We start from the raw sequence: 24,737 nt of genomic DNA on the forward strand, positions 1-24,737 counted from the left end.
GGGCTTGCGCAGCACGTTGCTCAAGTCGCTCATGTCGCATCCCTTGCACAGAGTTCTGACAACATCCGCAGGCGACGTTTCGGTTCGGCGACGAATGGATTGCGCTCGTCCCAGGCATAGCCGGCGAGGATCGAGCTGATCATGCGGCGGATTTCCGCATTGCCATCCGGGTAGTAAATCACGTCCTGGAAAGTCCCGGCGTACCAGCTCTCGACGTAGCAGCGGAACGTATCGACCCCGCGCTTGAGCGGTTCGGCGAATTCACGCTGCCAGTCCACGGACTCGCCTTGCAGCTGACGGTGCAGCACCCCCGCGGCCATGCTCGCCGAGCGCATGGCGATGGTCACGCCAGAGGAAAACACCGGGTCGAGGAATTCCGCCGCATTACCCAGCAACGCAAAACCAGGCCCGTGCAGGGTTTTCACGTTGGCGGAGTAACCGCCGATGGTGCGTGCTGGCGTGTCCCATACGGCGTTGTCCAGTACCCCGGCCAGGCTGGGCGTCTCGGCAATGAAGCCGCGCAGGCAATCGTCGAGGTTATCGCTGCGACCTTCGAAATGTTCCGCGGCGGCCACCACGCCGACCGAGCAGCGGCCGCCGCTGAACGGAATGGTCCAGAACCAGATGTCACGCTGGACAGGATGGGTGGTGATGAGGATCTTGGTGCGATCGAAGTTCGGGTGGACGATGCGGTCTTCGACATGGGTGAACACCGCCTGGCGCACCGGGAAATTCGACGGTGCTTCAAGGTCGAGCAAGCGCGGGAGGACGCGACCGTATCCGCTGGCGTCGAGCATGAAGTCAGCCTCGATGTGGTACTCGCTGCCGTCTTCGCGACGTACGCCAAGCAGCGGTTTGGCCTGGTCGATATCGACGCTGACGATGGTTTCGCCATAGCGGATTTCAACGCCTTGCAGTGCGGCCTGATCGGCCAGCAGTTTGTCGAAATCCGCGCGCTGCACCTGAAAAGTCGTCGGCTTGCCCTGAGTGAAAGTGTCGCCGAAATCGAACGTGCTGTAACGCTCGCCCCAGGCAAACGCGGCCCCGGTTTTCAATTGGAAGCCCGCAGCATTGACGGCGTCGAGCATGCCTGCTTCTTCAACGAAATCCAGGCAGTGGGACAGCAGGCTTTCGCCGATGGAAAAGCGCGGGAAATGCTGGCGCTCGATCACCAGTACATCATGTCCCTTGCGCTTGAGCAGCGCGGCGACGATGGCGCCGGACGGACCTGCACCGATGACCACGATCTGGCGACGTTGCATTTCAACGATTGGCATGGGGGCTCCTTGCCGGGGCGGCAGCTATCAATGGGATACGGTGCATGCCGGCCAGTGCCGGCAGCAGGGTCGCGACCAGGCCCATCAGCATCAACGCAAAGTACAGCGCCGGGCTGATGAGCTGTTGTTGCAGCAGCAGGTTGAGAAAGACGATCTCGCTCAAGCCGCGAATGTTCAGCAATATGCTTTCACGCCAGCGGCTGGCGCCCTGGAACGAGGCACCGGCCCAGCCAAGGCCAAGCCAGTTGCCCAGCAGCTTGCTGGCAATCGGCAACAGCAGCAGGGCCGCCAGCTGCACCCAGCCGAGGCTGTCCATTGCGCTGTGCACGTTGATCTGGACGATACCGAAGGTGAGTATCAGTGGAATGGCGATGTACGTCTGCAAGCGACTCATCCAGATTGCCGGCAACGGCAGGACAAGCGGTGCCTTGAGTGCTGCCATGATCAGTACATAACCGATGCCGAAAATGAGGGCATTGAGCTTGTAGTGCTCGGCGACCACCAGTAACGCGAAAAAGCCCAGGCTGTACAGCCAGGTTTGACGCAGGCCCAGCAGCCGCAGGAGCACGGGCAGGCAGGCCCCGGCCAAGGGTAGCAACAGGCTGCTCAGGTGCAGGCTGCCCTGGGCGAAAGCGAACAGGGTCCAGCAAGTCAGGTCGATGATAATCGCAGTCTGCACCAGTCGCCGGGTGGCGGCGTGCGGGTAAGCGATGTGCCGCAGGTACAGGTACAACACCGGGATCGCGGTAATGGCGAACAGCAGGCCGACCGCCAGCGAACTGATCCAGGGTTGCGGTGGCAGCAGCCAGATGGCCGTGGCGAGGCCGCAGGCAAACGGAATGCAGAAACTCGGCAGGGCGATTTTCAGGCTCTGGCGGTCCAGTTGCAGATCGATCACGTCGCTGAGGATGTAGCCCAGCAGCAGCGCGAAACTCAGGCTGTAGAGGTTCTTCAGCCAGGACGGTGACACCAGCGCCGCGCCGCTCAGTTGCCATTGCGGTTCGATCCAGAAGTACATCAGCAATGGCAAGCCGAGGGTCGCCAGCAGCAACTGGCTGACGATTGGAATCAGGCCAAAATGGCGACCGACCCGGGTCGCTACGGCGAACAGTACCAGGGCCATCGCCCAAAACAGCGCGATCATCATGTTGTCGGTTCCGTGATACTGGCGGCATGCACCTGGCGACCGGCCCAGGGCGCGAGCAGGAAGCTGAAGATCAGGCCCAGGCTTACCGACAGGCCGAAGTTACTCACCGCTGGCGTGCTCGACACTGCCAGCAGGCCGAAGGACAGCCAGGTGGTCAGTGCCGCCAGCAAAGTGCCCAACAGGCTCACGGCGGCGCCGCCGACCTGTTCGCGCATGAGGATGGCGTAGTCGACGCTGATCGCCGTCACCAGCAGCAGGCCGAACAGGCTGAAGAGGGTCAATGGCTGTCCCAGCCAGCCGAGACTGGCCAGGCTGCACAACGCCGCCAGCAATGGCAGGGACACAATGCGCAACGCGCCGCCAAGACCGAACGGCAGGGCAAGCACCAGGACGATCAGCGCGCAGGAGGCGAGTTTCAGTTCTGCGGCACTGACCTGGGTGGCGGCGAACACGTTGTTCAACTCGCCCAGTCGATCCACCAGCTTCACGCCCGGCAAATCTTCGGCCTGTACCCGCAACAGGGCAGGATTGTTCAGGCCCTGCAGGCTGACCATCGCCGCCACGCCGTCAGCGGTCGGCCCCAGCCACAACAGGCGATAAGGCTCGGCTAAGGGGCCGGCCAGTGCGCTGTCGATGTCTTCGATGGGCAGGGCCTGCAATTGGCTCAACTCTGCTTGCAGCGCCTGTGCCGGTACGCCGATATCGAGTAACGGCTGCCAAAACGCCGGCAATTTGCTCAACGCCTCACGCACCTTGCGCTGTTCGCTGGGCGGGCTGACCAGTTGGTTGAGCGACAGGTAACCCTGGAGTTTCTGCAGGCCAACCAACTGATCCAGGCGTTCACTCAGGGCGCCCTGGCGTTCGAGCAGTTGCTGTTGATCGGCCGCCTGCACCAGGAAAAACTGGCTGGTGGGTTGATAGCCCGTGATTCGCGCAATGGTCTGCGCTTCGTCAGTCAACTGCTGCGGGGCGCCCACCCATTGGCGGATGTCGTTGCGGGTCTCGAGCTGCACCAGGCCGCCGGCACAAAAAGCGATCAGCAGTGCCAGCAATACCGGCGTGCTCAAATGCCTGAGCAACGCTTCGCGGCGTCCCAGTAAAAATTCGCTAAGGCGCAGCGGCCATTGCGCCGGGCGCAGCTCGGCACCCTTGAGCAGCGCCGGCAGCAGGCACACCGCGGACAAATAGGCACCGAGCAGTCCCGCCGCCGAGAACACGGCAATCTGGGTCAGCGCCGGGAAGGGCGTCCAGGCCAGGGCCAGGTAGCCGATGGCGCTGGTGACCAGGCTCAGGCTCAGGCCCGGCAAGGTCAGGCGTAGCGCCGGCCAACTGTGCCAGGGCTTCAGGCTCCAGCTCTTGGACAGGTAATGCAGCGGGTAATCGACGGCGACACCGATCAGGCTCGAACCCAACACCAGCGTCATCACATGCATGTGGCCGAACAATGCCACGCAGGCCACCGCGCCGAACAGCATGCCCACCAGCACCGGGACAAACGCCAGCACGACACGCCAACGGCGGAAAGCCAGCAACAGCAACAACAGGATCCCGACGGTGGCACCGCCCCCCACCCAGGTCATCTCACGGGAAGCCTGGCGCTGGCCGTTGGCCGCGTACAGCAAACCACTTGCGGCGAGCAGTTGCACATCGGCCCGGGCGGCCTCTTCACGGCTGTGCTGGAGCAGGTCGGCCACTTGCAGCGGCAGGTTCATGTCGAAAGCATTGCCGGTGGCGCGCGCCCGCAGCAGCACCCAGTGCTTGCCATCTTGCTCGGCAATCAAGGCGCCACTGCCAATGTCCAGTTGCACGGCACCGTGCTGTGGCTGGCTGTTCTGGATGCGCCCGGTCAGGCCCAGCCAGTCATCCTGGCTCGGCACCAGGCTGAAACCGGTGAAGGGGTCAAACAGCGCCTGCACCCGTTGCTGGATAAAAGCATCGGGGTGTTCGATCAACTGCTCGCGATCTTCTGCCGCGAGCATGGCCAATCGGCCTTGCAGCAGTTGCGTGCGCAAGGCCGGCAAGTCGGCTTGCAGGTTCCATTGGACCTTGTCGAACAGGCCGCTGGCTTGCCACTGATCGCCCAGTGTTTGCGCCATGGCAATGGCTTGCTGGCGATCGGTGTGGCCAACCAGCACCAGCATTTCGCGATTCAGCGGTTCCTGCATGCGTTGTTCGGCACGCAGTTCCAGCGCATCCGGCGCGGTGCCGGGCACCAGCTCCATCAGGTTGGCCGACAGCGGGGCGCCGTCGCGCCATTGCCAGCCGGCAAGCGCCAGCACTGCCAGCAGCAGGATCAGGAACAGCCAGGGTAGCCTGCGTTCACTCGGCAAAGTCATGCTGCTCCGTGTCGCTTAACGGTTGCGCGCTGGTGCTGTCTTGCATGCGCAACAGCGTGCTGTCACCTTGGGTTTCCAGCAGCTCGATGCTGTGGACCAGTTCGCCGCCGGTGATGTTGATCTGGTTGAACACCTGCTTGAGCAGCATCGAGCGTGGCGTCAACTTCAGTGTCCAGTTTTGTGCATCGCCACTGAGCGCCAGCTCGAAATCCCGTTGCAGTCCGCTGCTGTCGCCTTGCAGGACGGCCAGGAACAAGCGGTTCTGCTCAGCGCCGGCGCTCTTGCCCGGCAACATCTGCCAGCCGCTGGCATCACGCCGGGCAATGCCTGTGGGGGTGATGCGGTAGTCCTGTTGCAACGGCGTTTTCAGCAGCCACAACAACCCGAGATTCTTCGCCAGGACGAAAGTGCCCTTGCTGGTCAGTGGCTGGGGCAGGGCGCGCAGGCGTTTTTCCTGAATGAAGTTGCCATGGATGACATCGGGCCTGGCCAGTTGCTCGCTGAGCTGCTGTAGATCGAAGGCGTTGGCCAGCCCAGGAATGCCCAGTAACAGCCAGAACACTGTAGGAGCGAGCATGCTCGCGAAAAACCTGAGGGCACCGCGGGGTGACAGGCGCCCAGCGTCATCGTTAGCGACCATCGCGAGCAGGCTCGCTCCTACAGGGCCGGAAATCATGGTAAGGCCCTCGCCACGGCGTCGGTAAATACCTTCGGCGAGGCCAATTGCATTTCGCGATTGCTCATGTCGACGGCGACCTGTACGGAAACACCACGGGTCAGGCGTTCGCCGGTTTCCAGGTCGCTGATCAGGTAATTGATCTTCAACCGGTTCTCCCATTCCACCAGATTGGCGCGCACGTTGAGCGTCTGGCCGAACTGGGCACCGCGTATGTAGCGCAATTGCAGGTCGATCACCGGCCACGCATAGCCCGATTCGGACATTGCCGTGTAGTTGTGGCCGATCTTGTCCAGCAAGGCGCAGCGGGCGATTTCCAGGTATTTGACGTAATGGCCGTGCCAGACGACGTTCATCCTGTCGACGTCGAAGAACGGCACGAGGATTTGCGTATCGGTGTAGAGCACTCCCTTGCTACGCATGCAGCCTCCAGTGTTGTGCGGCGATACGTTGCAGGCACAGGCGCAGTTCGCCCTCCAGCGCACGGTCTTCGATGACCGGCGGGAAATCCTTGGCCAATGCTTCATGCATGGCCGCCAGAGCCGGTGGCAGTGGCCGCGCATCCTCGGCCTGGGCGCGTAACCAGACGCCTTGGTTGGCAGCCAGCAAGGTGGCGGCGGCGACCTGTTCGGTCAGCTCCAACACGCGGATCGCATCACGGGCGGCGATGGTGCCCATGCTCACCTTGTCCTGGTTGTGGCACTCGGTGGAACGGGAGAATACGCTGGCGGGCATGGTGTTTTTCAGCGCTTCGGCGGTCCAGGCGCTGGCACCGATCTGCACGGCCTTGAAGCCGTGGTTGAGCATGGCGCGGTCGGCCGTGGCCCCGGACAGGTTGCTGGGCAAACCGTGGTTGTAGCGCTCATCCACCAACAGGGCGAGTTGTCGATCCAGCAGGTCGGCGACGTTGGCCACGAGGTTTTTCAGGCTGTCCATGGCGAACGCGATGTGCCCGCCGTAGAAGTGCCCACCGTGCAGCACGCGTTCGGCCTCGGCATCGATGATCGGGTTGTCGTTGGCGCTGTTGAGTTCGATTTCAATGAACGAGCGCAGCCAGTTCAGGCTGTCGGCCAGCACACCGAGGACATGCGGTGCGCAACGCAGCGAATAGCGGTCCTGCAGGCGATGCAGCGGTGCGGTCGGCGCGTCGATGGCCAGGTCCTTGCGCAACCAGGCGGCGACCTGCATCTGCCCAGGGTGTGGCTTGGCGGCGAAGAGGCGCTCGTCGAAATGTTCCGGGTTGCCTTGCAGCGCTACCACGTTCAGCGCGGTGATGCGCGTGGCCAGTTGCAGCAGATAATCGGCGCGGGCGTAGGCCAGGCAGGCGAGCCCGGTCATCACGGCGGTACCGTTCATCAGTGCCAGGGCTTCCTTGGGACGCAGCACCAGTGGCTGCCAGCCGAGTTCGCGGTGAACATCGGCGGCTTGCCGGCGCTCGCCGCGATAGATCACTTCACGCTCGCCGGACAGCGTGGCGGCAACGTACGACAGCGGCGTCAGATCACCGCTGGCGCCGACCGATCCTTCTTCTGGTATCTGTGGCAGGATGTCGTGTTCAAGGAATGCCTGCAGGCGTTCCAGCAGCTCCACGCGCACCCCGGAGACACCCTGGCAGAGCGACTGCAAGCGTGCCGCCAGTACCGCGCGGGTGGCTTGCGCGTCCAGCAATTTGCCCAGGCCGCAGCCGTGGAAGGTGTACAGATGACGCGGCAATGCCTCGACGTGATGCAGCGGCACCGCGACCACGCAGGAATCGCCATAGCCGGTGGTCACGCCGTAGATCACGCCTTCCTTGTCGAGCAGGGAATCGAGGAACTGCGCGCCTTTGGCGATGCGCTGGCGGAACTGCGGGTCGCCCTGCAACTGCGTGGGCGCCTGGCGGTTGGCCAGGGCCAGCACATCGTCGATGCGCAAAGGGCGTTCGCCGAAGATTACAGGCTCAAGCGTTGGCGTCGTCATCGGTCTTCCAGAAAGGGTAAAAGTTGAACCATTGTCGAGGTGCCTGGAGGCAATAGTGACTCAGGCGCTCGGCATAGCGGGTGGCCCACTGATGTATGACCTGTTCGCGGTCGCTGCGTTTCCAGGTGATCGAGTCGGCGAAGGGTTCGAGGGTGAGTCGATAATTGCCATCGGCCTTTTTCAGGCACAGCAGCAGGTGGACCGGGCATTTCAGCAGCCCCGCCAGCAGCCATGGTCCTTGCGGGAACTTTGCCGGATGACCGAGGAAGTCCACGGTCACGCTGCGCCCGCCGTGCAGCGGCACGCGATCGCCGGCAATCGCCAGCCATTCGCCGCGTTCCAGGCGTTCGTGCAGTTGCAGCATGATCACCGGGTCCAGTTCACTGACCTGGATCAGTCGCAGATTGGTCGCCCCGGCTTCGCCCAGCAAGCGGTTGAATCGCTCGGCGTGCTTGGTGTGCACCAGCACGTTCATGGTGACCTTCTCGCCGATTTCCGCCAGTGCGCGGCAGACTTCGAGGTTGCCCAGGTGGGCGCCCACCAGCATTTGCCCGCGCGTGCCGCGTAACTGGTTGCGCAGCAATGCCGGGTCGATGATTTCGATGTGCTCGATGCCCAGCTTGCCGTTCCACACGTCGAGCTTGTCGAGCAGGGAGTCGGCGAAGGCCATGAACTGGCTGAATACACGCCAATGACTCGGGCGCAGTTCGTCGCGACCGCTCCAGTCGGCGAGTCGTTGCTGATACTCCCAGGCGCTTTGACGGGCACTGCGGCCGAACAGGAAAAAGTACAACACGATGCCGTACAGCAGCGGGCTCAGCAGTCGACGCCCAAGCACCTTGGCAGCGACCGCGGTAAATTTCATCAGCCAGAAGCTGCCGCGCTCCTCGCGGTCGGCCCAGTGTTGCTTGTCGACGTTCATGTGCGCCACCGACGCCAGAGGATCAGCGGCGAGCGCAGCAGCATGCCGAAGAACAACCGGGTGTGCATGCTGGTAATCAGTACGTTGTCGTGGAACATGCGGAAATGCGAAACACCGTCCAGCGGGTAATGGACTCTGGTTTGCAGCCATTGCATCGGCTGCCCGCGCCAAGCGAGGCGGACCAGGATGTCCGAGTCGAAGTCCATGCGCTTGCCGATTTTCGCCGATTCGATCAACGCCAGGACCGGGGCCAAGGGATAGAGGCGATAGCCGCACATGGAGTCGCGAATCTGCAGCGACAGCGTGTTGATCCACACCATCACGTGGGTCAGGTAGCGGGCGTACAAACGACCCTTTGGCACGCTGTCGTCATACAGCGGATAGCCGCAGATCACGGCGTCGGGATGGGCGTGGGAGCGTTCGACAAAACGTCGCACATCCTGCAGGTCGTGCTGGCCGTCGGCGTCCACCTGCAAGGCGTGGCTGAAGCCCAGGCGCGAGGCTTCCCGCAGACCGGTCATCACCGCACCGCCCTTGCCCTGGTTGGTGGCGAGGCGGATCAGATACACGTTGTCGCGCAGCGCCAGTTGATCGAGCACCCTGGCACAGGGCGGGCTGCTGGCGTCGTCCACCAGAATGCACGGCAGGTGGTTGGCCAGCAGCGCATCGACCACGGTGGTGATGGCGGTCTCGTGGTTGTAGACCGGGACGACGGCGCAGGGGTTATGCATGTGCCGGCTCCAGCAAAATCCGTCCACTGGAACAGGTGGCGGTTTCGTTGCGATAGGCGAAATACAGCTTGCCGCGGGCTGGGTCGAAGCGCAGGTGCAGTTGGACTTCGTCGCCGGGACGCACCAATTGCTGGAATTTCAGCACTTCCATGCCGGCGAATTTCTGCGGCAGGTTCATCAGTTGCTGGCCCAAGAGCAGCGCCCACTCCACCTGCACCACGCCGGGCAATACGGGAGCTGTGGGAAAGTGCCCGCTGAAATAGGCAAGATCCGGCGGCACTGCCAGCTGCAGGCTCCACTCACCATTGGCTTCCACCTGTTCCAGCACCTGCGGAGCCTTGGGGCGCGGTGCCAGCAGCACGGCTTCGACGTCGGCCTGGGGCAGTTTGCCCTGGGCGTTCAGCGGCAGTTGCTGCAACAGGCGCCAGCGTCTGGGCAAGGCCAGGGTTTCACAATGCAGGCTCAGGTGTTGCCGCAGTTGTTCGGTGAGTGTGCGCCGGCCTTGATTGCGCAGCACATGCAAGCCTGCGTCAGTCAGGACCAACAATGCGCCCAGCGAGGCGCGGTTTTCCTGGACGACACCCAGGCGCGCTTCGGCCACCCAGTCGTGGGCCATCAGTGCCTGCTCCAGCATCGGCAGCGAGATCCGTTTCTCTTCCAGCTTGACGATCCGGTCCAGTCGTCCAAGCAACTCGAAGCGGCCATCAGCCGCCATTCGCGCTGCATCGGCGGTGTGCTCGATATGGCCGTCAGGCAAGTAGGGCGAGGCGATGAGCAAAGCCCCCTCGTTGTCCTGGGTCAACTGGACGCCAGCAAAGGGTTGCCACAGTGACTGGCCCTGGCGCCAGGCGATGCCGCCGGTTTCCGAACTGCCGAATATTTCCGTCGGCCATTGGTGCAGGCGGTCATGCAGACGCTGCGCGGCCTCGGAGGGCAATGCGCCACCGGAAGAAAATACCCGACGTACTGCGCTCAGCGCCGGCCAGTCGAGGTTGTCGCCCATGCGCTTGAGCAGCGCCGGGCTGGCCACCCAGGCGAAGGCCGGGTGTTCGAGACTGGCACGCTGCAGGTCTTCTGGGAAGGCCAGTTGTCTGCGAACGAACGGGCGTCCCGCGCACAGTGGCCACAGTACCCGGAACAGCAAGCCATAGATGTGCTGGGTGGCGACGCTGCCAATGATGCAGGCTGGGCCCAGGTCGGCGCCCCACAGCTGTTCCAGGGCCTGGACTTCATTGACCAGCTGGCGCAGGGTTTTTTCGATGCGCTTGGGTTCGCCGCTGGAGCCGGAAGTGCACAGGCTCAGCGAGCAGCCGTCAAGATCGAGGGCAGCGGCGCCAAGGGGCGCATCCTGATAATCGCCCGGGTGTGTGTCGTCGGGCTGATCGGTGAGCCATAAATCGACTTCACCCGACCAGCGCTGGCGGGTTTGCGGTTGCAAGTCGGCCGGCAGCAACACGCTGACCCCCGCGCGCCAGGCGCCCAACAAGGCAATCGCCAGGTCCGCGGCGTCTTCGAGGTGCACGGCAATGCGCCGCACACCGCGGGTTTGCAAGCCGGCGGCCAGGCGCAGGGCCTGCTCGCGCAATTGTGCGTGATCAAGCTGCGGGTCGGCCGTCACGGCTCGCCCCGGCTCGGCCTTGAGCAACAGATGCTCAAGTTTTATCCAGTTCATGCGCCGCCTCTTACCCGTTGGCGTATTAGCCATTCAATGGCAAACATCAGGCCTATCAATCCATAGGAGATCAGGCCGGTGTACAGCATCCACCAGCTCAGCGGCGCCCACAGTGTCAGGGCTGCGGCGCAGATCCCGTTGCACAGGAAAAATACACACCAGGCGATAGTCACCTGGCGGGTATAGCGAATGGCCTTGGCCGGCAAATGTGCTTCGCGCAGGCGGGCCAGGCGTTCGACCATCGGTGGGCCGTACTTCAGGCTCAGTCCGAACAGCCCCAGCATGAAGGCGCTGATCAATACCGGATACCAGCGCAGCAGTGCCGGGCTGTCGAACAACGCCAGCAACAGGCAGAACAGGATAGCCACGCCCGCCATCCACGAACTGCCTGGCCGTCGCTTGCCGGTCAGCGCGCGGGCCAGCCACAGGCTGCCCAGCAGCAACCCGAACTGCCACGGGGCGAAATGCTCCATGCCGAAATACACCGCAAAAGGGTATAGCAGGCCCGCCAGCAGCAAGCCGAGGCCGATCAATCGACTCATGCGGCCGGTTGAACCAGACGGTAGACCGCCTCGACCACGTCGCTGACGGTTCGCACCGACTTGAATTCTTCGGCCGCGATTTTCTTGCCGGTCTGGCGCTTGATGTGATCGATCAGGTCGACCGCATCGATGCTGTCGATTTCCAGATCCTGGTACAGGTTGGATTCGAGGCTCACCCGGTCCGGGTCCAGTTCGAACAGTTCGACCAAGGCATCGCGCAGGGTGTTGAAAATGTCGTCACGAGTTTGCATGGTCCGGTCTCAAGCTGCCTGTTTTGCAGTGACGAAGGCCGCGAGGCTCGCCACGTTACTGAAGTGATTGCGCGTGTCCTTGGCGTCGGCATCGATCTTGATGCCGTATTTTTTCTGGATGGCCAGGCCGAGTTCCAGGGCGTCCACCGAGTCCAGGCCCAAACCTTCGCCGAACAGGGTCTGCTGATCGTCGATGTCGTCGGCGCTGATGTCTTCGAGGCCGAGGGCTTCAATGATCAGATCTTTTATTTCACGGTTAAGATTGCTCATCTTCGGCGAGCTCCTTGATAAAGTAAGAATGCAAGTAATCGTTGAGCTTGCGCGAGGCCAGGGGGGGCGGGCCGAGCGCGGCGAAGGCCTGGGGGTCTATATCGTCCCCCACACGGAAACTGAAGTGTACGCGGCGCTTGGGGATCCGATACCAGGGTTCGGCCTTGGTCAGTGTGGTCGGGCTGACCCGGATCACCACGGGGCTGAGGATTTTCGCACCACGCACGGCAATTGCCGCGCCGCCCCGATGAAAGGCGGGCGCCTGGCCTGGCTGGGTGCGTGTACCTTCGGGAAAAATGATCAGGGTCTGGCCTTGTTTCAGCGCATCGGCGGCGGCATCGAGCATGTCCATGCTGCCATCGTTGCTGATGTATTCGGTGCGACGCAGGGGCGTGCGGGTGAATGGGTTATCCCAGAGGCTTTGCTTGACCACGCAGTTGGCGTGTGGGACCAAACCGATCAGAAATACCACGTCGATCAGCGATGGGTGATTGGCAACGATCATCTGGCCGGGCCGACCGAGTTTTTCCGCGCCCTCGATTTCGTAGGTCAGCACGCCGGCGCGGGCCATGAAGCGCACGAACAGCCAGAAACAGCGGCTGACAGTCTGGCGCGCCCGCATCCGGTGGGTATGGGCATCACCTGGCAGGCAGGCCAGCAGCGGGAAAATCACCAGGCGTAGGCACAGGCCGCCCAACCCGAATAGGGCAAAGCTCGTGGCGGTGGCCAGCAGGCGCCAGTAATAGGCATCGCGGTTTTTTTCAGTCACAGCTTGCGTTGCCAAGTCCATACACGATTTTTCCAGGCATGTTGGCAGGTGGTTTGCGGACCCAGCAGCGTGCACAACAGATTCAACGCGTGCGGCCATCGAGCGTTTGACAACGCATCCGTGGCACTGTTCAGGGACAGCTGCCAGTCATTGCCCGGGGTAATCAGCAGGCCGACGGCATAAGGGAAGGGCACGTCGTCGATCCAGGCCGAATAGGCCTGCGGCGGTTGCTCTTCGGTAACCACCAGTAAAACCGCGGGCGAGCCTTCAGCCAGCAGGGCCGCCGCCTCCAGCATGCCATTTTCAAGGCCGTCGCCGGCGGCGGCCAAGGCAGTCATTTCGCTGGTTTCACCGCGCATGATCGACCACAGGCCGATGATCGCGTTATGCACCGATAGGCTGAACTGGGTTGGCGACAACGGTTGCTCGACGGCCAGGTCGCTGAGAATGTCGAAGGTGCGCGGGGTTTCGCCGTGACGGGAAACAAAGACCAGTGGCAGGTCCTGGCGACCTTCGGCCAATGGCCAGCCGACACTGAATGCCATTCGCGCCAGACGGCTGAGCCGCCGGCGTTGCATGGCCGGCAGGAACGAGACATCGGGTGCGGCATCGCTGACCGGTAACATCAACGGTTGCCGGCACCAGGCCTGCCAGTCATCCACGCTTTCGAGCCCCGGGGCCCAAGCGCGCCACTGGGCGATGTTGAAATTAATCACAGACATTCAATCCCGCCCTTGCAGGCTTCCTGACGCGGTGAGTGGCGCAACGGCACGGCACACCCTACGTGGCGCTTGGCGCCGAGTGGTGCGCATTATCCCGGTGCGACGAACGTGTAGCAAACACTGGTTACGTTTTGCTCGATGAGATGTACCGGTCAGTTCACAAAAACTGAACGTTTGGCAATTATTCACATTTTCATCGGGCCGTCTGTCGGCTCAGGTCTCGGCGTATAGTGCCCCCAGCGGCTTTTTCCGTAAGAAAACACTGATGACCATGTAGTCCATGCGCATGCGAGCTAGCGAAGCCATGCCCTGCCCCACTACACTCGGTCATTCTTTGGTACACGGAGGTTTTGCAATGCGGCGCGTGGTGTTCAATCAGAAAGGTGGCGTGGGCAAATCCAGTATTGCCTGCAATCTGGCGGCGGTCAGCGCCAGCGAGGGCTATCGCACCCTGTTGGTCGATCTCGATGCCCAAGCCAACTCCACTCAGTACCTGACGGGACTCACCGGTGACGATATCCCGATGGGTATCGCCGATTTCTTCAAGCAAACCTTGTCCTCCGGGCCTTTTGCCAAGAAGAACCAGGTCGATATCTACGAAACGCCGTTCGACAACCTCCACGTCATCACCGCCACCGCCGAGCTGGCCGACTTGCAGCCCAAGCTTGAGGCCAAGCACAAGATCAACAAGCTGCGAAAGTTGCTCGAAGAGCTTGATGGTGATTACGACCGGATCTACCTGGATACACCGCCGGCCCTGAACTTTTATGCGGTTTCTGCGTTAATTGCCGCCGATCGTGTGTTGATTCCCTTTGATTGCGACAGCTTCTCCCGCCAAGCACTTTACGGTTTGCTGGCAGAAATAGAAGAACTGAAGGACGACCACAACGAAGGCCTGGAAGTCGAAGGCATCGTGGTTAACCAGTTCCAGGCCCGTGCGAGCCTGCCCCAGCAAATCCTCGACGAGTTGATCGCCGAAGGTCTGCCGGTGCTACCGGTGTACCTGGGCAGTTCGGTGCGCATGCGCGAATCCCATCAGGCCAACATGCCGCTGATCCATCTGGACCCGCGGCACAAGCTGACACAGCAGTTCGTTGAGTTGCATAACTTGCTGGAAAACACCTGATTCCCAAGGGCAAAACGAAAACACTGTGGGAGCGAGCCTGCTCGCGAAGGCGGGAGTTCAGTCAACAGAGACGTTGGATGTGAATCCCTCTTCGCGAGCAGGCTCGCTCCCACATTTGGTTTTCGGGTGGCCTTTAGATCCCCTGGCTACGCAACCAGCTCATCAGTTGCGGTAACGGGAACGCCCCGCTCTGGCGGGCGACCTCCCGACCGTTCTTGAACAAAATCAGGCTCGGTATCGAGCGAATCCCCAGCTGCGCCGACAATTGCTGGTTCGCCTCGCTGTCCAGCTTGGCCAGCCGACACTTGCCGGCCAATTGCCCTGCCGCCTGCTCGAACACCGGCGCAAACGATTTGCACGGTCCGCACCAGTCTGCCCACACATCCACCAACAGCGGCAGATCGCCTTTGATCTGACTGGCGTAATCACCTTGCTTGAGTTCGAAGGGCTTGTTCAGCAGGACCTCGGCCTTGCAACGTCCGCATTTTGGATGGTCGCCCAGGCGCTCGGCGGGAATGCGGTTGAGGCCGTTGCAGTGGGGGCAGGGGATGAGGAGTGGGTCGGTCATGACGGATGTCCAGTGAGGAGCGAGTAGTCTGTATCTGGAGCCACTCGCTTGTATTTTCAATCGCGCGGCACTTCACGACGAACAACTGATCTCCAGATGCTTGCCCCATTCCGGCGGCCTCTCGGCGTAGCTCTCCATACCGGGTTGTTCGTCGAACGGCTTGCTTAGCACCGCGTGCAGCCGGCGGACTTCCGAGTAGTCGCCGCTCTCTGCCGCATCGATGGCCTTTTGCGCCAGGTAGTTGCGCAGGATGTACAGCGGGTTGACCGCATGCATCCGGGCGCGCCGCTGCTCCTGATCCACCTCGCCTTCCCGGGCCACTCGGGCGACGTAGCGCTCGCCCCAGGCATCAAAACCCTTGAGGTCGACGAAGTCATCGCGCAAATGGCCAACGGCCGCTTCGGGGGCTTTTTCGCCCAGGCGCCGGAAGAACAGGCTGTAATCGACGCCGCTGTTCTGCATCAGTTGAAGCAATTGCTCCAGCAGCTTCTGGTCGTCCTCTTCGGCGGTGGTCAGGCCGAGACGGCGGCGCATCAGGTCCAGGTAATGAGCCTGGAACAGCGGCAAGTACAGGCCGAGGGTTTCGCGCAGGGCCTCGACGCTGATGAACGGTGTCAGCGCCTGGGCCAGGGCGCTGAGGTTCCACTGGCCAATGGGCACCTGGTTGCTGAATGAATAGCGGCCCTGGTCATCGGAGTGGTTGCAGATGAAGTTGGCGTCGAAATCATCGAGGAAGGCGAATGGGCCGAAGTCGAAGGTAATGCCAAGGATCGACATGTTGTCAGTGTTCATTACGCCATGGCAGAAACCGTAGGCTTGCCACTTGGCGATCAGTTCGGCATTGCGCTCGACCACTTCGCGGAACATCGCCAGGTACGGTTCCGGTTGTTCCAGGCACTGCGGGAAGTGCATGGCCAGCACATGGTCGCCCAGGATTTTCTGCTGCTCGGGACGTTTGGTGTAGTAGAAGTATTCGAAATGCCCAAAGCGTACATGGCTCGGTGCCAGGCGCAGGACCATGGCCGCGCGCTCTTGTTTTTCGCGCCAGACCGGGGTGTCGGAGCCAATCACGCACAGCGCCCGAGTGGTCGGGATGTTCAGGGCCTGCAGGGCTTCGGAGGCGAGAAACTCGCGGATCGAGGAACGCAGCACTGCGCGCCCATCGCCCATGCGCGAAAACGGCGTCTGACCGGCGCCCTTGAGGTGAAGGTCCCAGTGCTCGCCGGCCTCGTTGTACACCTCGCCCAACAACAGGCCGCGACCATCGCCCAGTTGCGGGTTGTAGGAACCGAACTGGTGACCGGAATAGACCATCGCCCTGGGAATCGCGTCAGCCCAGAGTTTGTGACCACTGAACAGCTCGGCGAACTCTTGGGTTTCGGCCACGGCGGGGTCGAGGTCGAGCAGCGCCATGGCAGCGGGGCTTGCGACCACGAGACGTGGGTTATCGATTGGCTCGGGCAGCACATGGGCGGAAAAGGCATCGCCCAAGCGGTCGAAGCGATTGTCGAAGGTCAGTTCGTCGAGGGCTTTCAAAGGCCGGCTCCAGCAGAATGTCCGAGCATTCTGCTGGGGAATGGCCGGTTAGTCGAGTTTGGCGGAAGGTGGCTCTTGCACCGGCTTGCCATCGACCAGTGGCACGATGGTTTTCGCTTCTGGCTCGATCGGCACCATCTTGTATTCCTGGCCGTGGAGATTCTTGAGGTAGACCTCCATCTGGCGGAAGGAGATGTTGATGTGCTGCTTCTTGAACTCGCGGTTGATGAAGCGGTTGACCTCATCGAGCACCGGGTTGCGGTCGCCGAGGTCGCGCACGTGCATGCGCAGCTCGTGGTCAAGAGTGCTTTCGCCGAAGTTGAGGAAGTACACGTGCGGCTCGGGCTCCTTGAGCACCCGCGGATTTTCCCGTGCAGCCTTGAGGAGCAATTCCTTGACCAGGTCCAGGTCCGAGCCGTAATCGACCCCGAGCTTGAGCGTGACCCGGGTGATGGTATCGGTCAGCGACCAGTTGATCAGTTGCCCGGTAATGAACGTCTTGTTCGGGACAATGATGTCCTTGCGGTCGAAGTCGGTGATGGTGGTGGCACGGATGCGAATCTTGCTCACCGTACCCGACAGGTTGCCGATGGTGATGGTGTCACCGATGCGCACCGGGCGTTCGAACAGGATCATGATGCCGGAGATGAAGTTGGCGAAGATTTCCTGCATACCGAAGCCGAGGCCGACCGAGAGCGCCGCGACCAGCCATTGCAATTTGTCCCAGCTCACGCCGAGGGTCGACAGGGTAGAGACGAAACCAATACCGGCGATCAGGTAGGACAGCAGCGTGGTGGTGGCATAGGCGCTGCCTTGGGCCAGGTTCAGCTTCGAGAGCACGAACACCTCCAGCAGGCCGGGTAAGTTGCGCGCCAGGGCAAAGGTGATACCGATGATGATCAGTGCACCGAGCATGTCGCCGATGCTAATCGGCACCATGCTCATGTTGGCACCGGTGCCGCTGGTGTATTCGTAAAGGGTGATGTTGTCCAGGTACGAGAACACCGTGATCAAGTCGGCCCAGACCCAATACAGCGCAGCGATGAAGCCACCCAGCAGCGCCAGGCGGATCAGGCGCAGGGATTGTTCGTTGACCTTCTCGATGTCCATCGTCGGTTCTTCGATGACCGCTTCGCCGTCGCCGGCCTCTTTTGCCGCCTGGCGTTTGGCCAGGGCGCGCTGGTAAGCCAGGCGCCGTGCCGCCACGCTCAGGCCGCGCACGAAGGTCGCTTCGATCACCAGCCAGAACATCAGCAAGTAAAGGGTGTTGATCAGTCGGTCGCTGAGTTTGAGTGCGGTGTAGTAGTAGCCGAAGCACACGGCCACGAACAGTGCGATGGGCAGCGCGGTAAACAGAATGCCCAGGACCTTGCGGAACAACGAGGCGTTTTCGTGGGTCGGGCTGCTGATCAGCAAGCGACTGAGCAGCCAGGTCATCAAGGCGTAGCAGATCAGCACCACCGGCATGCCGAGCACGTCATCGGCCAGCGCCGCCGGTTGCAATTCCGCCACCGCCACCACGGTGACCAGTGCCATCACCACCATGCCAAGGCGGCGGACCCAGCCCCGGAGGAATTCGACCTGGGGTTTTTCCCAGCGGAAATGCAATTCCGCCACGCCACCCGGCGCGAGGATTCGGTAGGCGGTGTAGAACACCAGCCACGCCCCGGCCATTTGCAGCAAGGCCGCGCCCATGCTCGCGTTCTGCCCGCGGGCGTCGATTTGCAGGGCCAGGCCGCACAAGGCGAGGGCCAGTGACACTGGCATCGCCAGCAGGATGTTGATCAAAATGGCTTGGGGTGTGTGCCACTGGCTATCACGCTTGAAATGCCCGATGTCCTGGTGAACCTTGTTCAGGCGGGCATACAGCTGCTTGCGTCGCCATAGCAGTGCACCAATCAGCAATGCCAGCGGCAGGAACAGCAGTGGACGCTGGGTCAGGCCGTCGACCAGTTCACTCAGGCTCGAAGCCCAGGGCAGGGTATCGACCTGACGGCTCAGGCGCTCCGGCACAGTACTGAACCACTCCACATCCAGCGGTTTGTTACTGGGAATCCAGAACATCTGCTCGTCGAGTGTCGCCCGCAAGCTTTGCGCGGTACTCAGCAGTTGTTTCTGATTCAGTTGCAGGGTGATGGATTCGTTGAGTACCGCGCTCAGTTCGCGGTTCAGCCGCTCCAGCAGGTCGGCACGGGTGGTGGCCAGCTCCAGCAGGCTCTTGCGCAATTGCGGGGTGACCTGCTCGGGCGGTTGGGTCGACAGCAGGTTGTCGACGTAGCTCGCCGGGTTGCTCAGCAGCTCCCGTTGCTGGCTGACTTCGAATTGATACAGGCGAATGTCGGCGATCTGGTCCGCCAGGTCACGGTCGACCCGCAGGCGTGGCAAGGCCTGTTTCTGCTTGTAGAGAATCTTGGACAGCAGCAGGCTGCCCTTGAGCACGTTGATCTGCTCGTCCAGGGCCGAATCGCTCTGGGTCAAGCTGTCCAGTTGTTGCTTGGTTTGCAGGTTTTTCTGCGTGACTTCGTTGAGGCGGTCGGTGCTTTTGAGCAGATAGTCCGAGAGTTTCAGGTTCGCCGTGCTTTCGACGGCCAGCAGGCTGCTGCCGCCGGCCTTCTGCGCTTCGATCGATTGCTGGGTGACCGTTTCCTGGGATTGTGCGAGGCGCTTCTGGTTGATCAGGTTTTGCAGCTCTTGGATTTCCTGATCCAGGCGATCGGATTTTTCCGTCAGCAGGTCATGCTGGCTATTGCCCAAGTCTTGCAGCTGAGTGTTGCTCGCCAGTTCCTGGCGGCGCAGCGGGATCAGGGCGTTCAGCGCCATGAGCTCGGCATTGAGCTGGTCGCGCTGCTCGGCACTCAGGGTTTTGCCGGCGTCTTTGCCGGCCTTGAGGATGTTGTTGATCTGCTGGATGCGCGTCTGGCTGGCGGAAATTTCCCCTTGGGCGCGTTCGGGGCGAGTCTGGGCGGTAATGATCAGGCTGTTAGCGTCGCCCAGGGCTTTTTGCAGATCGCTTTGCTGGGTCGAACGTTCGGTGAGCAGTTGCTCAAGTTGCTGAATCGACTCTTTGGCAAAACGTTGCGCCACCGGTACCACGCTGCTGGCCTTCAGGCGGGCCAGTTCGCGTTGGTTCTCAATGGTCAGTTTGGGCGCGCTGGCCAGCTGTTGCTTGAGCTCGACCAGCTTCTGCTCGTAATCACGCTGATTGTTGAGCTGTGTCAGCGTGCTCTGCAGGACGGATTGCAGGGCCTTTTGATCGGCTTCCGGCAGTTTGCGGTCGGCGATCTTGTCCAGGCTTGCCTGTACGGATTCACGGGTGGGCGGTTCGGCGGCTTGTACGGTACCGACAGAGAGGCTCAGGCCCAACAGGACCATGACGAAAAACGTGCGCAGGCTTGACATAGTGACCGATCGAAAACGAGACGAAGAATGGAGTTTAGAGGAAGAGTCCCGGGCCGGGGCGACTTCCTTCGGGAAATCTGACGCCCACTTTGCCGATCTTGTTCCCTTCCATGGCCGCAACGGTCCAGATGGTGTTGTTCCATTCAACCTGGTCACCGACCACGGGCGCACCCCCAACTTTCTGGGCAATGAAGTGCCCCAGGGACATGTCCGGATCGATGCCTTCGACCTTCAACCCGTACAGGGCGGCAACAGCGGCCAGCTGGGCGTCTCCTTCAAGGACGAAGTCGCCGAAGAAACGCAAATCGAGGCCCCGCTGCGGCGCCTGGCTGAACAGTTTTCCGAGGGCCGGCAGGTTGTGTTCATGGCCTATAACACACAGCAAATCATCGACTTCCAGCACCGTACTACCCGACGGATGGAGCAGTTGTTCGCCACGAAACAGGGCTGCGATACGGGTGCCTTCGGGCATTTTCAGCTCGCGAAGGTGCGAACCGATGCACCATTTCTCGGCGCCGAGGCGATAAACGAACAGTTCCCACTCGCTGGTGACGTTCACTTCCAGGGCCGAGCGGGAGATTGGCGCAGGCTCGGGTGGCACCGTCACCTTCAGCAGTTTGGCGATCCACGGCAAGCTTGTGCCTTGCACCAGCAGCGATACCAGCACGATAAAGAAGGCGAGGTTGAAGTACAGCTGGGCGTTGGGCAGGCCCGCCATCAGCGGGAACACCGCCAGAATGATCGGAACCGCACCGCGCAGTCCAACCCAGGAAATGAACGCCTTTTCGCGCCCGTGAAACGCCTTGAACGGTAGCAGGCCGACCATCACCGACAACGGCCTGGCAAACAGGATCATCCATAGCGCCAGCGCAAGTGCCGGCAGGGCAATCGGCAACAGATCGTGGGGCGTGACCAGCAGCCCCAGCACCAGGAACATGCCGATCTGCGCCAGCCAGGCCATGCCATCGAGCATGTGCAAAATGCCGTGACGGCTGCGCACCGGACGGTTGCCGATAACCAGGCCGCACAGGTACACGGCCAGGAACCCACTGCCGTGCAGGGCGTTGGTCAGGGCGAACACCACCAGGCCGCCGGCAATGACCAGGATTGGATAGAGACCGGTGGCCAGGTTGATACGGTTGACCAGTTGCAGCATTAGCCAACCGCCCCCCAGGCCGATGATGCCGCCGATGCCGAACTCGCGCAGCAGGTGCGTCAACAGGCTCCAGTGCAGGCCGGTCTGGCCGCTGGCGAGCATGTCGATCAGGGTCACGGTGAGGAACACCGCCATCGGGTCGTTGCTGCCGGATTCGATTTCCAGGCTGGCGGTCACCCGTTCGTTCAGGCCTTTGCCGCCTAGCAGGGAAAACACTGCGGCGGCGTCAGTAGAGCCGACGATGGCACCGATCAGCAGGCCCTGCATCAGGTTCAGGTCGAACAGCCAGGCCGCGGCCATGCCGGTCAGCCCGGTGGTAATCAGCACGCCTACAGTGGCCAGCGACAGCGCCGGCCACAAGGCCACGCGAAAACTCGATACGCGAGTACGCAAGCCACCGTCCAGCAGGATTACCGCCAATGCCAGGTTGCCGACCAGATAAGCGGTGGGGTAGTTGTCGAAGATAATGCCGCCGCCATCGACGCCGGCGGCCATGCCCACGGCCAGGATGATCACCAGGATCGGGATGCCGAGGCGCGACGAAAGTGAACTTACCAGGATGCTCGCACCTACCAGCAACGCGCCGATCAAGAACAGGCTGTTGATGGTCGTCGCATTCAAAGGCAGTACTCCGGAAGGCTGAAAAGCGGGCACAAACTGACCATGCAGTCTGCGTGCCAGCGATTCTAACCTGTTGAAATGTGATGCTGTCAAAAAGCTTTTGCCAATCAAATGATCGCAGCCTGCGGCAGCTCCTACAGGAAAACGCGAATCTCTTGCAGGGCTGGCGAAGGCTGCGATCTTTTGCGCTTCATGGCGACGAACTGCAGGAACCAGATGGGACAATCACAGTCTCTACAGTTCGCGAGAAGGGTCACTGGTCAGGAAAATCAAGGCCTTGCGCCTGTTTAACCCTGGCATCCACCGTGACTTTTCTTTATCGTACGCGCCCTTTGAAAATGCCCGGAAAATCAAAATGTTGGAAGCATCCCTAAGCCAATTGGAACAACTGGTCAGCGATCTGGTGCAACAGAACCAGGCCTTGGTCAGCACTAACCAGACCCTGAGCGCCGAACTGGCCCAGGCCAAGGATGAAAACGAAAGCCTGCAACTGAGCCTGATGGAACAGGAAGAGAAACAAGGCGCCACCGTGGCACGCATCCAGGCCCTGGTTGAGCGCGTCAGCGCTGGCCCTGTCAACGCATGAGTTATGGCCCAGGTGTGAAAGTCGTCTCGATTCTGGGGGAAGACTATTCGATCAAGGCACCGGCCGGGGAAGAACAGACCCTGCTGGACGCCGCATTGATGTTGAAGGCTGCCCTGGCCGAGACCAAGAAGAAGTACCCGACCCTGATCGGTGACCGACTACTGGTGCTGGCCGCTATGAATCTGTGTTCCCAACAGATCGAAATGCAAAAGCGCCACAAGCAGGAACTCGACCGTTACCAAGAGCAAGTCAGCGCCACGGTTGAAGTGATTTCCAAGACGATCAATCAGGTCTGATCGGCTTTGCGCACAACCAAAGAATAAAATTGTCGATTTAGTTGTATACAATCGGCACGGCTGTTGCAGTGTTTCAGCCTCTTATTCTTTGGGGGTGCTCCATGCAGTTCTGGCGACGCAGTATTCAGTGGCAGTTGATCCTGAGCATGGGCACCGCCCTGTTGGTCAGCATTCTGATCGTGGTTGGCATTTATACCCTCGTGGTCAACCGCCTTGCTCAAAGCTATCTGGTCGAGCAAGCCTTGCCGTCGAGCATCGAGGCGATGCGCAACGACATCGAACGCATCCTTGTCCAGCCTCTAACCGCCGCCAAGGACATCGCCAGCAACAGCATGGTGCGCGACTGGCTGGCCGCGGGTGAAGACAGTGCCCAGGCCGGCACGTTTACCACTTACCTCGAAGGCGTGCGTGCCGAACACAAAGCCTTTACCGCGTTGATGGTCGGCACGGCTACCCACCATTACTTCAACGAAAAAGGCCTGGACCGTACCCTCAGTCGTTCCAATCCAAAAGACGCCTGGTTCTATGCGTTCCTCGACAGCGACCAGCCGCGCACCCTTAATATTGATAACGACGCGGCCACCGGAGAATTGGCGCTTTTCATCGACCTTAAAGTCGAGAAGGCCGGGAAGGTCGTGGGCGTCGCCGGACTGGGCCTGAGCATGAAAGAGCTGTCCGAGCTGATTCACAACTTCAGCTTTGGTGAGCGTGGCAAGGTCTATCTCGTGCGCTCCGACGGTTTGATCCAGGTGCATCCCGAGGCTCAATTCAGCGGCAAGCGTACTCTGGTCGAACAAATCGGCGGCTCGGCGGCACAAGCAGTCATGGGTCAAATAGTTGCCACCAGCAGCGGTTTTTCCCGTGAGGGTGAGGATTATCTGGCGCTGAGTCTGCCGTTAAGGGATTTGGGCTGGACCCTGGTGGCCGAAGTGCCGCAATCGCAAATCTACGCCGAGGCCCGTCGCGCCATGTGGATGAGCGGTGGTATCGGCCTGGCGGTGGCCCTGGTGTGCTTGTTGCTGGTGGTGTTGCTGGCCCGTGGCCTGGTACGACCGATTCGTCAGGTAACAGCGGCACTGGTGGCCATCGGTAGCGGTGGTGGAGATTTGACCCATCGGTTAGATTCCAGCCGCGCCGATGAGCTGGGCGACCTGGCGCGCGGGTTCAATCGCTTCCTGGAAAGCCAGCGCGGAATGATCGGCGAAGTGCTGACCACCAGCGACCGCTTGCGCGCAGCGGTCGGGCAGGTGGCACGGGTGGTGGATAACACCGCAGAGCGTTCCGGGCGCCAGCAGGAGATGACCGACATGGTCGCCACCGCGGTCCACGAAATGGGCCTGACTGTGCAGGAAATTGCGCAAAACGCCGGCAACGCGGCAGTCGTTTCGCAAAACGCCCGTGATGAAGCAATGCAGGCGCGGGAAGTGGTCGGGGGTTCGATCCGCCATATTGAAAGCATGTCCGATGAAATCGGCGTCGCCGCCAGAGCCGTGGGCGAATTGGCAGACCAGGTGGCATCGATTGATCAGGTGCTCGCGGTGATTCGCGGAATTTCCGAGCAGACCAATTTGCTGGCGCTGAACGCCGCTATCGAAGCGGCGCGGGCCGGCGACATGGGACGCGGATTCGCGGTGGTGGCCGATGAAGTGCGCACCCTGGCGCGACGCACGCAAACATCCACCGACGAGATTCAGCAGATGATCGGCAGCCTCAAGCAGGGCGCGGAGAACGCGGTGTCGTCGATGCATTCCGGCCAGGCCGCGACGGGCACGGGTGTCGAGTCGAGCCAGCGCACCGGGGCTTCGTTGACGGCGATTACCGGGCAGGTCGAGCGCATCAGCGACATGAACCACCAGGTGGCGACGGCGACGGAAGAGCAGTCGGCGGTAACGGAAGAGATCAACCGCAACGTGCAGGGGATTTCCGATCTGGCGCGGGCGACTGCCGGGGAGGTCAAGGCTTGTCGGGAGGATTGCCTGACGTTGCAGCGGTTGGCGGATGATCTGGCGCGGCAGATGGGTGGGTTTCGTCTGAGCTGATCTGTTGTCGGTGATGTCCTCTTCGCGAGCAGGCTCGCTCCCACAGTGTCACGCGTTCAACTGTGGGAGATTCTATGGTTGAGGGGAAGCCCTCAACTGGTTTTCGGTTGGTATTCACTCTGCCCCTTCAGCAGGG

22 protein-coding genes and 1 pseudogene are annotated in these 24,737 nt (G+C 61.4%); 5 read left to right on the forward strand and 18 right to left on the reverse strand.

The window, feature by feature from the left end; all coding sequences use genetic code 11:
* Positions 1-29: 29 nt before the first annotated feature.
* From AC1Q8Q_RS23190 to AC1Q8Q_RS23255, 14 genes are read right to left on the reverse strand one after another with little or no spacing between them, the layout of a single operon-like run.
* The gene (locus AC1Q8Q_RS23190) at positions 30-1,277 is read right to left on the reverse strand and encodes an NAD(P)/FAD-dependent oxidoreductase (RefSeq protein ID WP_151143865.1); all 1,248 of its coding nucleotides are present in this window, start codon (positions 1,275-1,277) and stop codon (positions 30-32) included.
* Complete coding sequence (locus AC1Q8Q_RS23195; protein ID WP_151143867.1) at positions 1,264-2,424, reverse strand: cation:proton antiporter; 1,161 nt, start codon at positions 2,422-2,424, stop codon at positions 1,264-1,266. The genes AC1Q8Q_RS23190 and AC1Q8Q_RS23195 overlap by 14 nt, the downstream gene beginning before the upstream one ends.
* The gene (locus AC1Q8Q_RS23200) at positions 2,421-4,760 is read right to left on the reverse strand and encodes an MMPL family transporter (RefSeq protein WP_492615530.1); all 2,340 of its coding nucleotides are present in this window, start codon (positions 4,758-4,760) and stop codon (positions 2,421-2,423) included. Before AC1Q8Q_RS23200 ends, AC1Q8Q_RS23195 begins: the two co-directional genes overlap by 4 nt.
* Positions 4,744-5,436 (reverse strand): outer membrane lipoprotein carrier protein LolA, encoded by a 693-nt coding sequence (locus tag AC1Q8Q_RS23205; protein WP_492615531.1) that lies wholly within the window; start codon positions 5,434-5,436, stop codon positions 4,744-4,746. The genes AC1Q8Q_RS23200 and AC1Q8Q_RS23205 overlap by 17 nt, the downstream gene beginning before the upstream one ends.
* Positions 5,433-5,858 carry an acyl-CoA thioesterase gene (locus tag AC1Q8Q_RS23210; RefSeq protein WP_020796183.1) on the reverse strand — a complete coding sequence of 142 codons (426 nt, stop codon included), beginning with the start codon at positions 5,856-5,858 and terminating at the stop codon, positions 5,433-5,435. The genes AC1Q8Q_RS23205 and AC1Q8Q_RS23210 overlap by 4 nt, the downstream gene beginning before the upstream one ends.
* Positions 5,851-7,395, reverse strand: a complete 1,545-nt coding sequence (locus tag AC1Q8Q_RS23215; RefSeq protein ID WP_492615532.1) for an HAL/PAL/TAL family ammonia-lyase — start codon at positions 7,393-7,395, stop codon at positions 5,851-5,853. Before AC1Q8Q_RS23215 ends, AC1Q8Q_RS23210 begins: the two co-directional genes overlap by 8 nt.
* Positions 7,376-8,317 carry a lysophospholipid acyltransferase family protein gene (locus AC1Q8Q_RS23220; protein WP_188264565.1) on the reverse strand — a complete coding sequence of 314 codons (942 nt, stop codon included), beginning with the start codon at positions 8,315-8,317 and terminating at the stop codon, positions 7,376-7,378. The genes AC1Q8Q_RS23215 and AC1Q8Q_RS23220 overlap by 20 nt, the downstream gene beginning before the upstream one ends.
* Entirely contained in the window at positions 8,314-9,048 is a 735-nt protein-coding gene (locus AC1Q8Q_RS23225; protein ID WP_492615533.1) for a glycosyltransferase family 2 protein, read from the reverse strand. Before AC1Q8Q_RS23225 ends, AC1Q8Q_RS23220 begins: the two co-directional genes overlap by 4 nt.
* Positions 9,041-10,720, reverse strand: coding sequence for an acyl-CoA synthetase family protein (locus AC1Q8Q_RS23230; protein WP_492615534.1), 1,680 nt, complete (start codon positions 10,718-10,720; stop codon positions 9,041-9,043). Before AC1Q8Q_RS23230 ends, AC1Q8Q_RS23225 begins: the two co-directional genes overlap by 8 nt.
* The gene (locus AC1Q8Q_RS23235; protein ID WP_168757112.1) at positions 10,717-11,262 is read right to left on the reverse strand and encodes a COG4648 family protein; all 546 of its coding nucleotides are present in this window, start codon (positions 11,260-11,262) and stop codon (positions 10,717-10,719) included. Before AC1Q8Q_RS23235 ends, AC1Q8Q_RS23230 begins: the two co-directional genes overlap by 4 nt.
* Entirely contained in the window at positions 11,259-11,513 is a 255-nt protein-coding gene (locus AC1Q8Q_RS23240) for an acyl carrier protein (protein ID WP_020796189.1), read from the reverse strand. Before AC1Q8Q_RS23240 ends, AC1Q8Q_RS23235 begins: the two co-directional genes overlap by 4 nt.
* 9 nt (positions 11,514-11,522) lie before the next feature.
* Positions 11,523-11,783: a phosphopantetheine-binding protein gene (locus tag AC1Q8Q_RS23245; protein WP_020796190.1), complete on the reverse strand. Its 261-nt coding sequence runs from the start codon at positions 11,781-11,783 to the stop codon at positions 11,523-11,525.
* On the reverse strand, positions 11,770-12,573 hold the full coding sequence (locus tag AC1Q8Q_RS23250) for a lysophospholipid acyltransferase family protein (protein WP_492615535.1): 804 nt from the start codon (positions 12,571-12,573) through the stop codon (positions 11,770-11,772). The genes AC1Q8Q_RS23245 and AC1Q8Q_RS23250 overlap by 14 nt, the downstream gene beginning before the upstream one ends.
* Positions 12,549-13,274 carry a beta-ketoacyl synthase chain length factor gene (locus AC1Q8Q_RS23255; protein ID WP_033045287.1) on the reverse strand — a complete coding sequence of 242 codons (726 nt, stop codon included), beginning with the start codon at positions 13,272-13,274 and terminating at the stop codon, positions 12,549-12,551. Before AC1Q8Q_RS23255 ends, AC1Q8Q_RS23250 begins: the two co-directional genes overlap by 25 nt.
* Before the next feature lie 355 nt (positions 13,275-13,629).
* Between AC1Q8Q_RS23255 and AC1Q8Q_RS23260 the strand changes: the two genes are divergently transcribed.
* Complete coding sequence (locus tag AC1Q8Q_RS23260; protein WP_020796193.1) at positions 13,630-14,400, forward strand: ParA family protein; 771 nt, start codon at positions 13,630-13,632, stop codon at positions 14,398-14,400.
* A gap of 133 nt (positions 14,401-14,533) precedes the next feature.
* On the opposite strand, the gene trxC is transcribed toward AC1Q8Q_RS23260, so the two are convergent.
* From trxC to AC1Q8Q_RS23280, 4 genes are all read right to left on the reverse strand, one after another.
* Positions 14,534-14,968, reverse strand: coding sequence for a thioredoxin TrxC (gene trxC, locus AC1Q8Q_RS23265; protein ID WP_034148665.1), 435 nt, complete (start codon positions 14,966-14,968; stop codon positions 14,534-14,536).
* A gap of 72 nt (positions 14,969-15,040) precedes the next feature.
* Complete coding sequence (gene selO, locus AC1Q8Q_RS23270; RefSeq protein WP_020796195.1) at positions 15,041-16,504, reverse strand: protein adenylyltransferase SelO; 1,464 nt, start codon at positions 16,502-16,504, stop codon at positions 15,041-15,043.
* Positions 16,505-16,552: 48 nt separating this feature from the next.
* Positions 16,553-19,903, reverse strand: a complete 3,351-nt coding sequence (gene mscK / locus AC1Q8Q_RS23275; RefSeq protein ID WP_033045285.1) for a mechanosensitive channel MscK — start codon at positions 19,901-19,903, stop codon at positions 16,553-16,555.
* Positions 19,904-19,937: 34 nt separating this feature from the next.
* Positions 19,938-21,680: a potassium/proton antiporter gene (locus AC1Q8Q_RS23280; RefSeq protein ID WP_033045283.1), complete on the reverse strand. Its 1,743-nt coding sequence runs from the start codon at positions 21,678-21,680 to the stop codon at positions 19,938-19,940.
* A 355-nt stretch (positions 21,681-22,035) separates the two neighbouring features.
* Between AC1Q8Q_RS23280 and AC1Q8Q_RS23285 the strand changes: the two genes are divergently transcribed.
* The 4 genes and pseudogenes from AC1Q8Q_RS23285 (at position 22,036) to AC1Q8Q_RS23300 (ending at position 24,601) form a co-directional block, all read left to right on the forward strand.
* Complete coding sequence (locus AC1Q8Q_RS23285; protein WP_033045282.1) at positions 22,036-22,266, forward strand: hypothetical protein; 231 nt, start codon at positions 22,036-22,038, stop codon at positions 22,264-22,266.
* Positions 22,263-22,562 (forward strand): cell division protein ZapA, encoded by a 300-nt coding sequence (locus AC1Q8Q_RS23290; protein ID WP_033045280.1) that lies wholly within the window; start codon positions 22,263-22,265, stop codon positions 22,560-22,562. Before AC1Q8Q_RS23285 ends, AC1Q8Q_RS23290 begins: the two co-directional genes overlap by 4 nt.
* A 146-nt stretch (positions 22,563-22,708) precedes the next feature.
* Positions 22,709-23,734: pseudogene (locus AC1Q8Q_RS23295) on the forward strand (HAMP domain-containing protein); the annotation flags it as partial.
* Positions 23,735-23,869: 135 nt separating this feature from the next.
* Positions 23,870-24,601: a methyl-accepting chemotaxis protein gene (locus AC1Q8Q_RS23300; protein ID WP_432669648.1), complete on the forward strand. Its 732-nt coding sequence runs from the start codon at positions 23,870-23,872 to the stop codon at positions 24,599-24,601.
* The last annotated feature ends 136 nt before the right edge of the window (positions 24,602-24,737 follow it).

The sequence above is a fragment of the Pseudomonas sp. GW823-FHT06B06 genome (assembly GCF_058795195.1).

Bases quoted from the DNA above. Each gene is read 5' to 3' on its own strand.
- AC1Q8Q_RS23190 (WP_151143865.1), bottom strand. From the start codon at position 1,277: ATGCCAATCGTTGAAATGCAACGTCGCCAGATCGTGGTCATCGGTGCA.
- AC1Q8Q_RS23195 (WP_151143867.1), bottom strand. From the start codon at position 2,424: ATGATGATCGCGCTGTTTTGGGCGATGGCCCTGGTACTGTTCGCCGTA.
- AC1Q8Q_RS23200 (WP_492615530.1), bottom strand. From the start codon at position 4,760: ATGACTTTGCCGAGTGAACGCAGGCTACCCTGGCTGTTCCTGATCCTG.
- AC1Q8Q_RS23205 (WP_492615531.1), bottom strand. From the start codon at position 5,436: ATGATTTCCGGCCCTGTAGGAGCGAGCCTGCTCGCGATGGTCGCTAAC.
- AC1Q8Q_RS23210 (WP_020796183.1), bottom strand. From the start codon at position 5,858: ATGCGTAGCAAGGGAGTGCTCTACACCGATACGCAAATCCTCGTGCCG.
- AC1Q8Q_RS23215 (WP_492615532.1), bottom strand. From the start codon at position 7,395: ATGACGACGCCAACGCTTGAGCCTGTAATCTTCGGCGAACGCCCTTTG.
- AC1Q8Q_RS23220 (WP_188264565.1), bottom strand. From the start codon at position 8,317: ATGAACGTCGACAAGCAACACTGGGCCGACCGCGAGGAGCGCGGCAGC.
- AC1Q8Q_RS23225 (WP_492615533.1), bottom strand. From the start codon at position 9,048: ATGCATAACCCCTGCGCCGTCGTCCCGGTCTACAACCACGAGACCGCC.
- AC1Q8Q_RS23230 (WP_492615534.1), bottom strand. From the start codon at position 10,720: ATGAACTGGATAAAACTTGAGCATCTGTTGCTCAAGGCCGAGCCGGGG.
- AC1Q8Q_RS23235 (WP_168757112.1), bottom strand. From the start codon at position 11,262: ATGAGTCGATTGATCGGCCTCGGCTTGCTGCTGGCGGGCCTGCTATAC.
- AC1Q8Q_RS23240 (WP_020796189.1), bottom strand. From the start codon at position 11,513: ATGCAAACTCGTGACGACATTTTCAACACCCTGCGCGATGCCTTGGTC.
- AC1Q8Q_RS23245 (WP_020796190.1), bottom strand. From the start codon at position 11,783: ATGAGCAATCTTAACCGTGAAATAAAAGATCTGATCATTGAAGCCCTC.
- AC1Q8Q_RS23250 (WP_492615535.1), bottom strand. From the start codon at position 12,573: ATGGACTTGGCAACGCAAGCTGTGACTGAAAAAAACCGCGATGCCTAT.
- AC1Q8Q_RS23255 (WP_033045287.1), bottom strand. From the start codon at position 13,274: ATGTCTGTGATTAATTTCAACATCGCCCAGTGGCGCGCTTGGGCCCCG.
- AC1Q8Q_RS23260 (WP_020796193.1), top strand. From the start codon at position 13,630: ATGCGGCGCGTGGTGTTCAATCAGAAAGGTGGCGTGGGCAAATCCAGT.
- trxC (WP_034148665.1), bottom strand. From the start codon at position 14,968: ATGACCGACCCACTCCTCATCCCCTGCCCCCACTGCAACGGCCTCAAC.
- mscK (WP_033045285.1), bottom strand. From the start codon at position 19,903: ATGTCAAGCCTGCGCACGTTTTTCGTCATGGTCCTGTTGGGCCTGAGC.
- AC1Q8Q_RS23285 (WP_033045282.1), top strand. From the start codon at position 22,036: ATGTTGGAAGCATCCCTAAGCCAATTGGAACAACTGGTCAGCGATCTG.
- AC1Q8Q_RS23290 (WP_033045280.1), top strand. From the start codon at position 22,263: ATGAGTTATGGCCCAGGTGTGAAAGTCGTCTCGATTCTGGGGGAAGAC.
- AC1Q8Q_RS23300 (WP_432669648.1), top strand. From the start codon at position 23,870: ATGGTCGCCACCGCGGTCCACGAAATGGGCCTGACTGTGCAGGAAATT.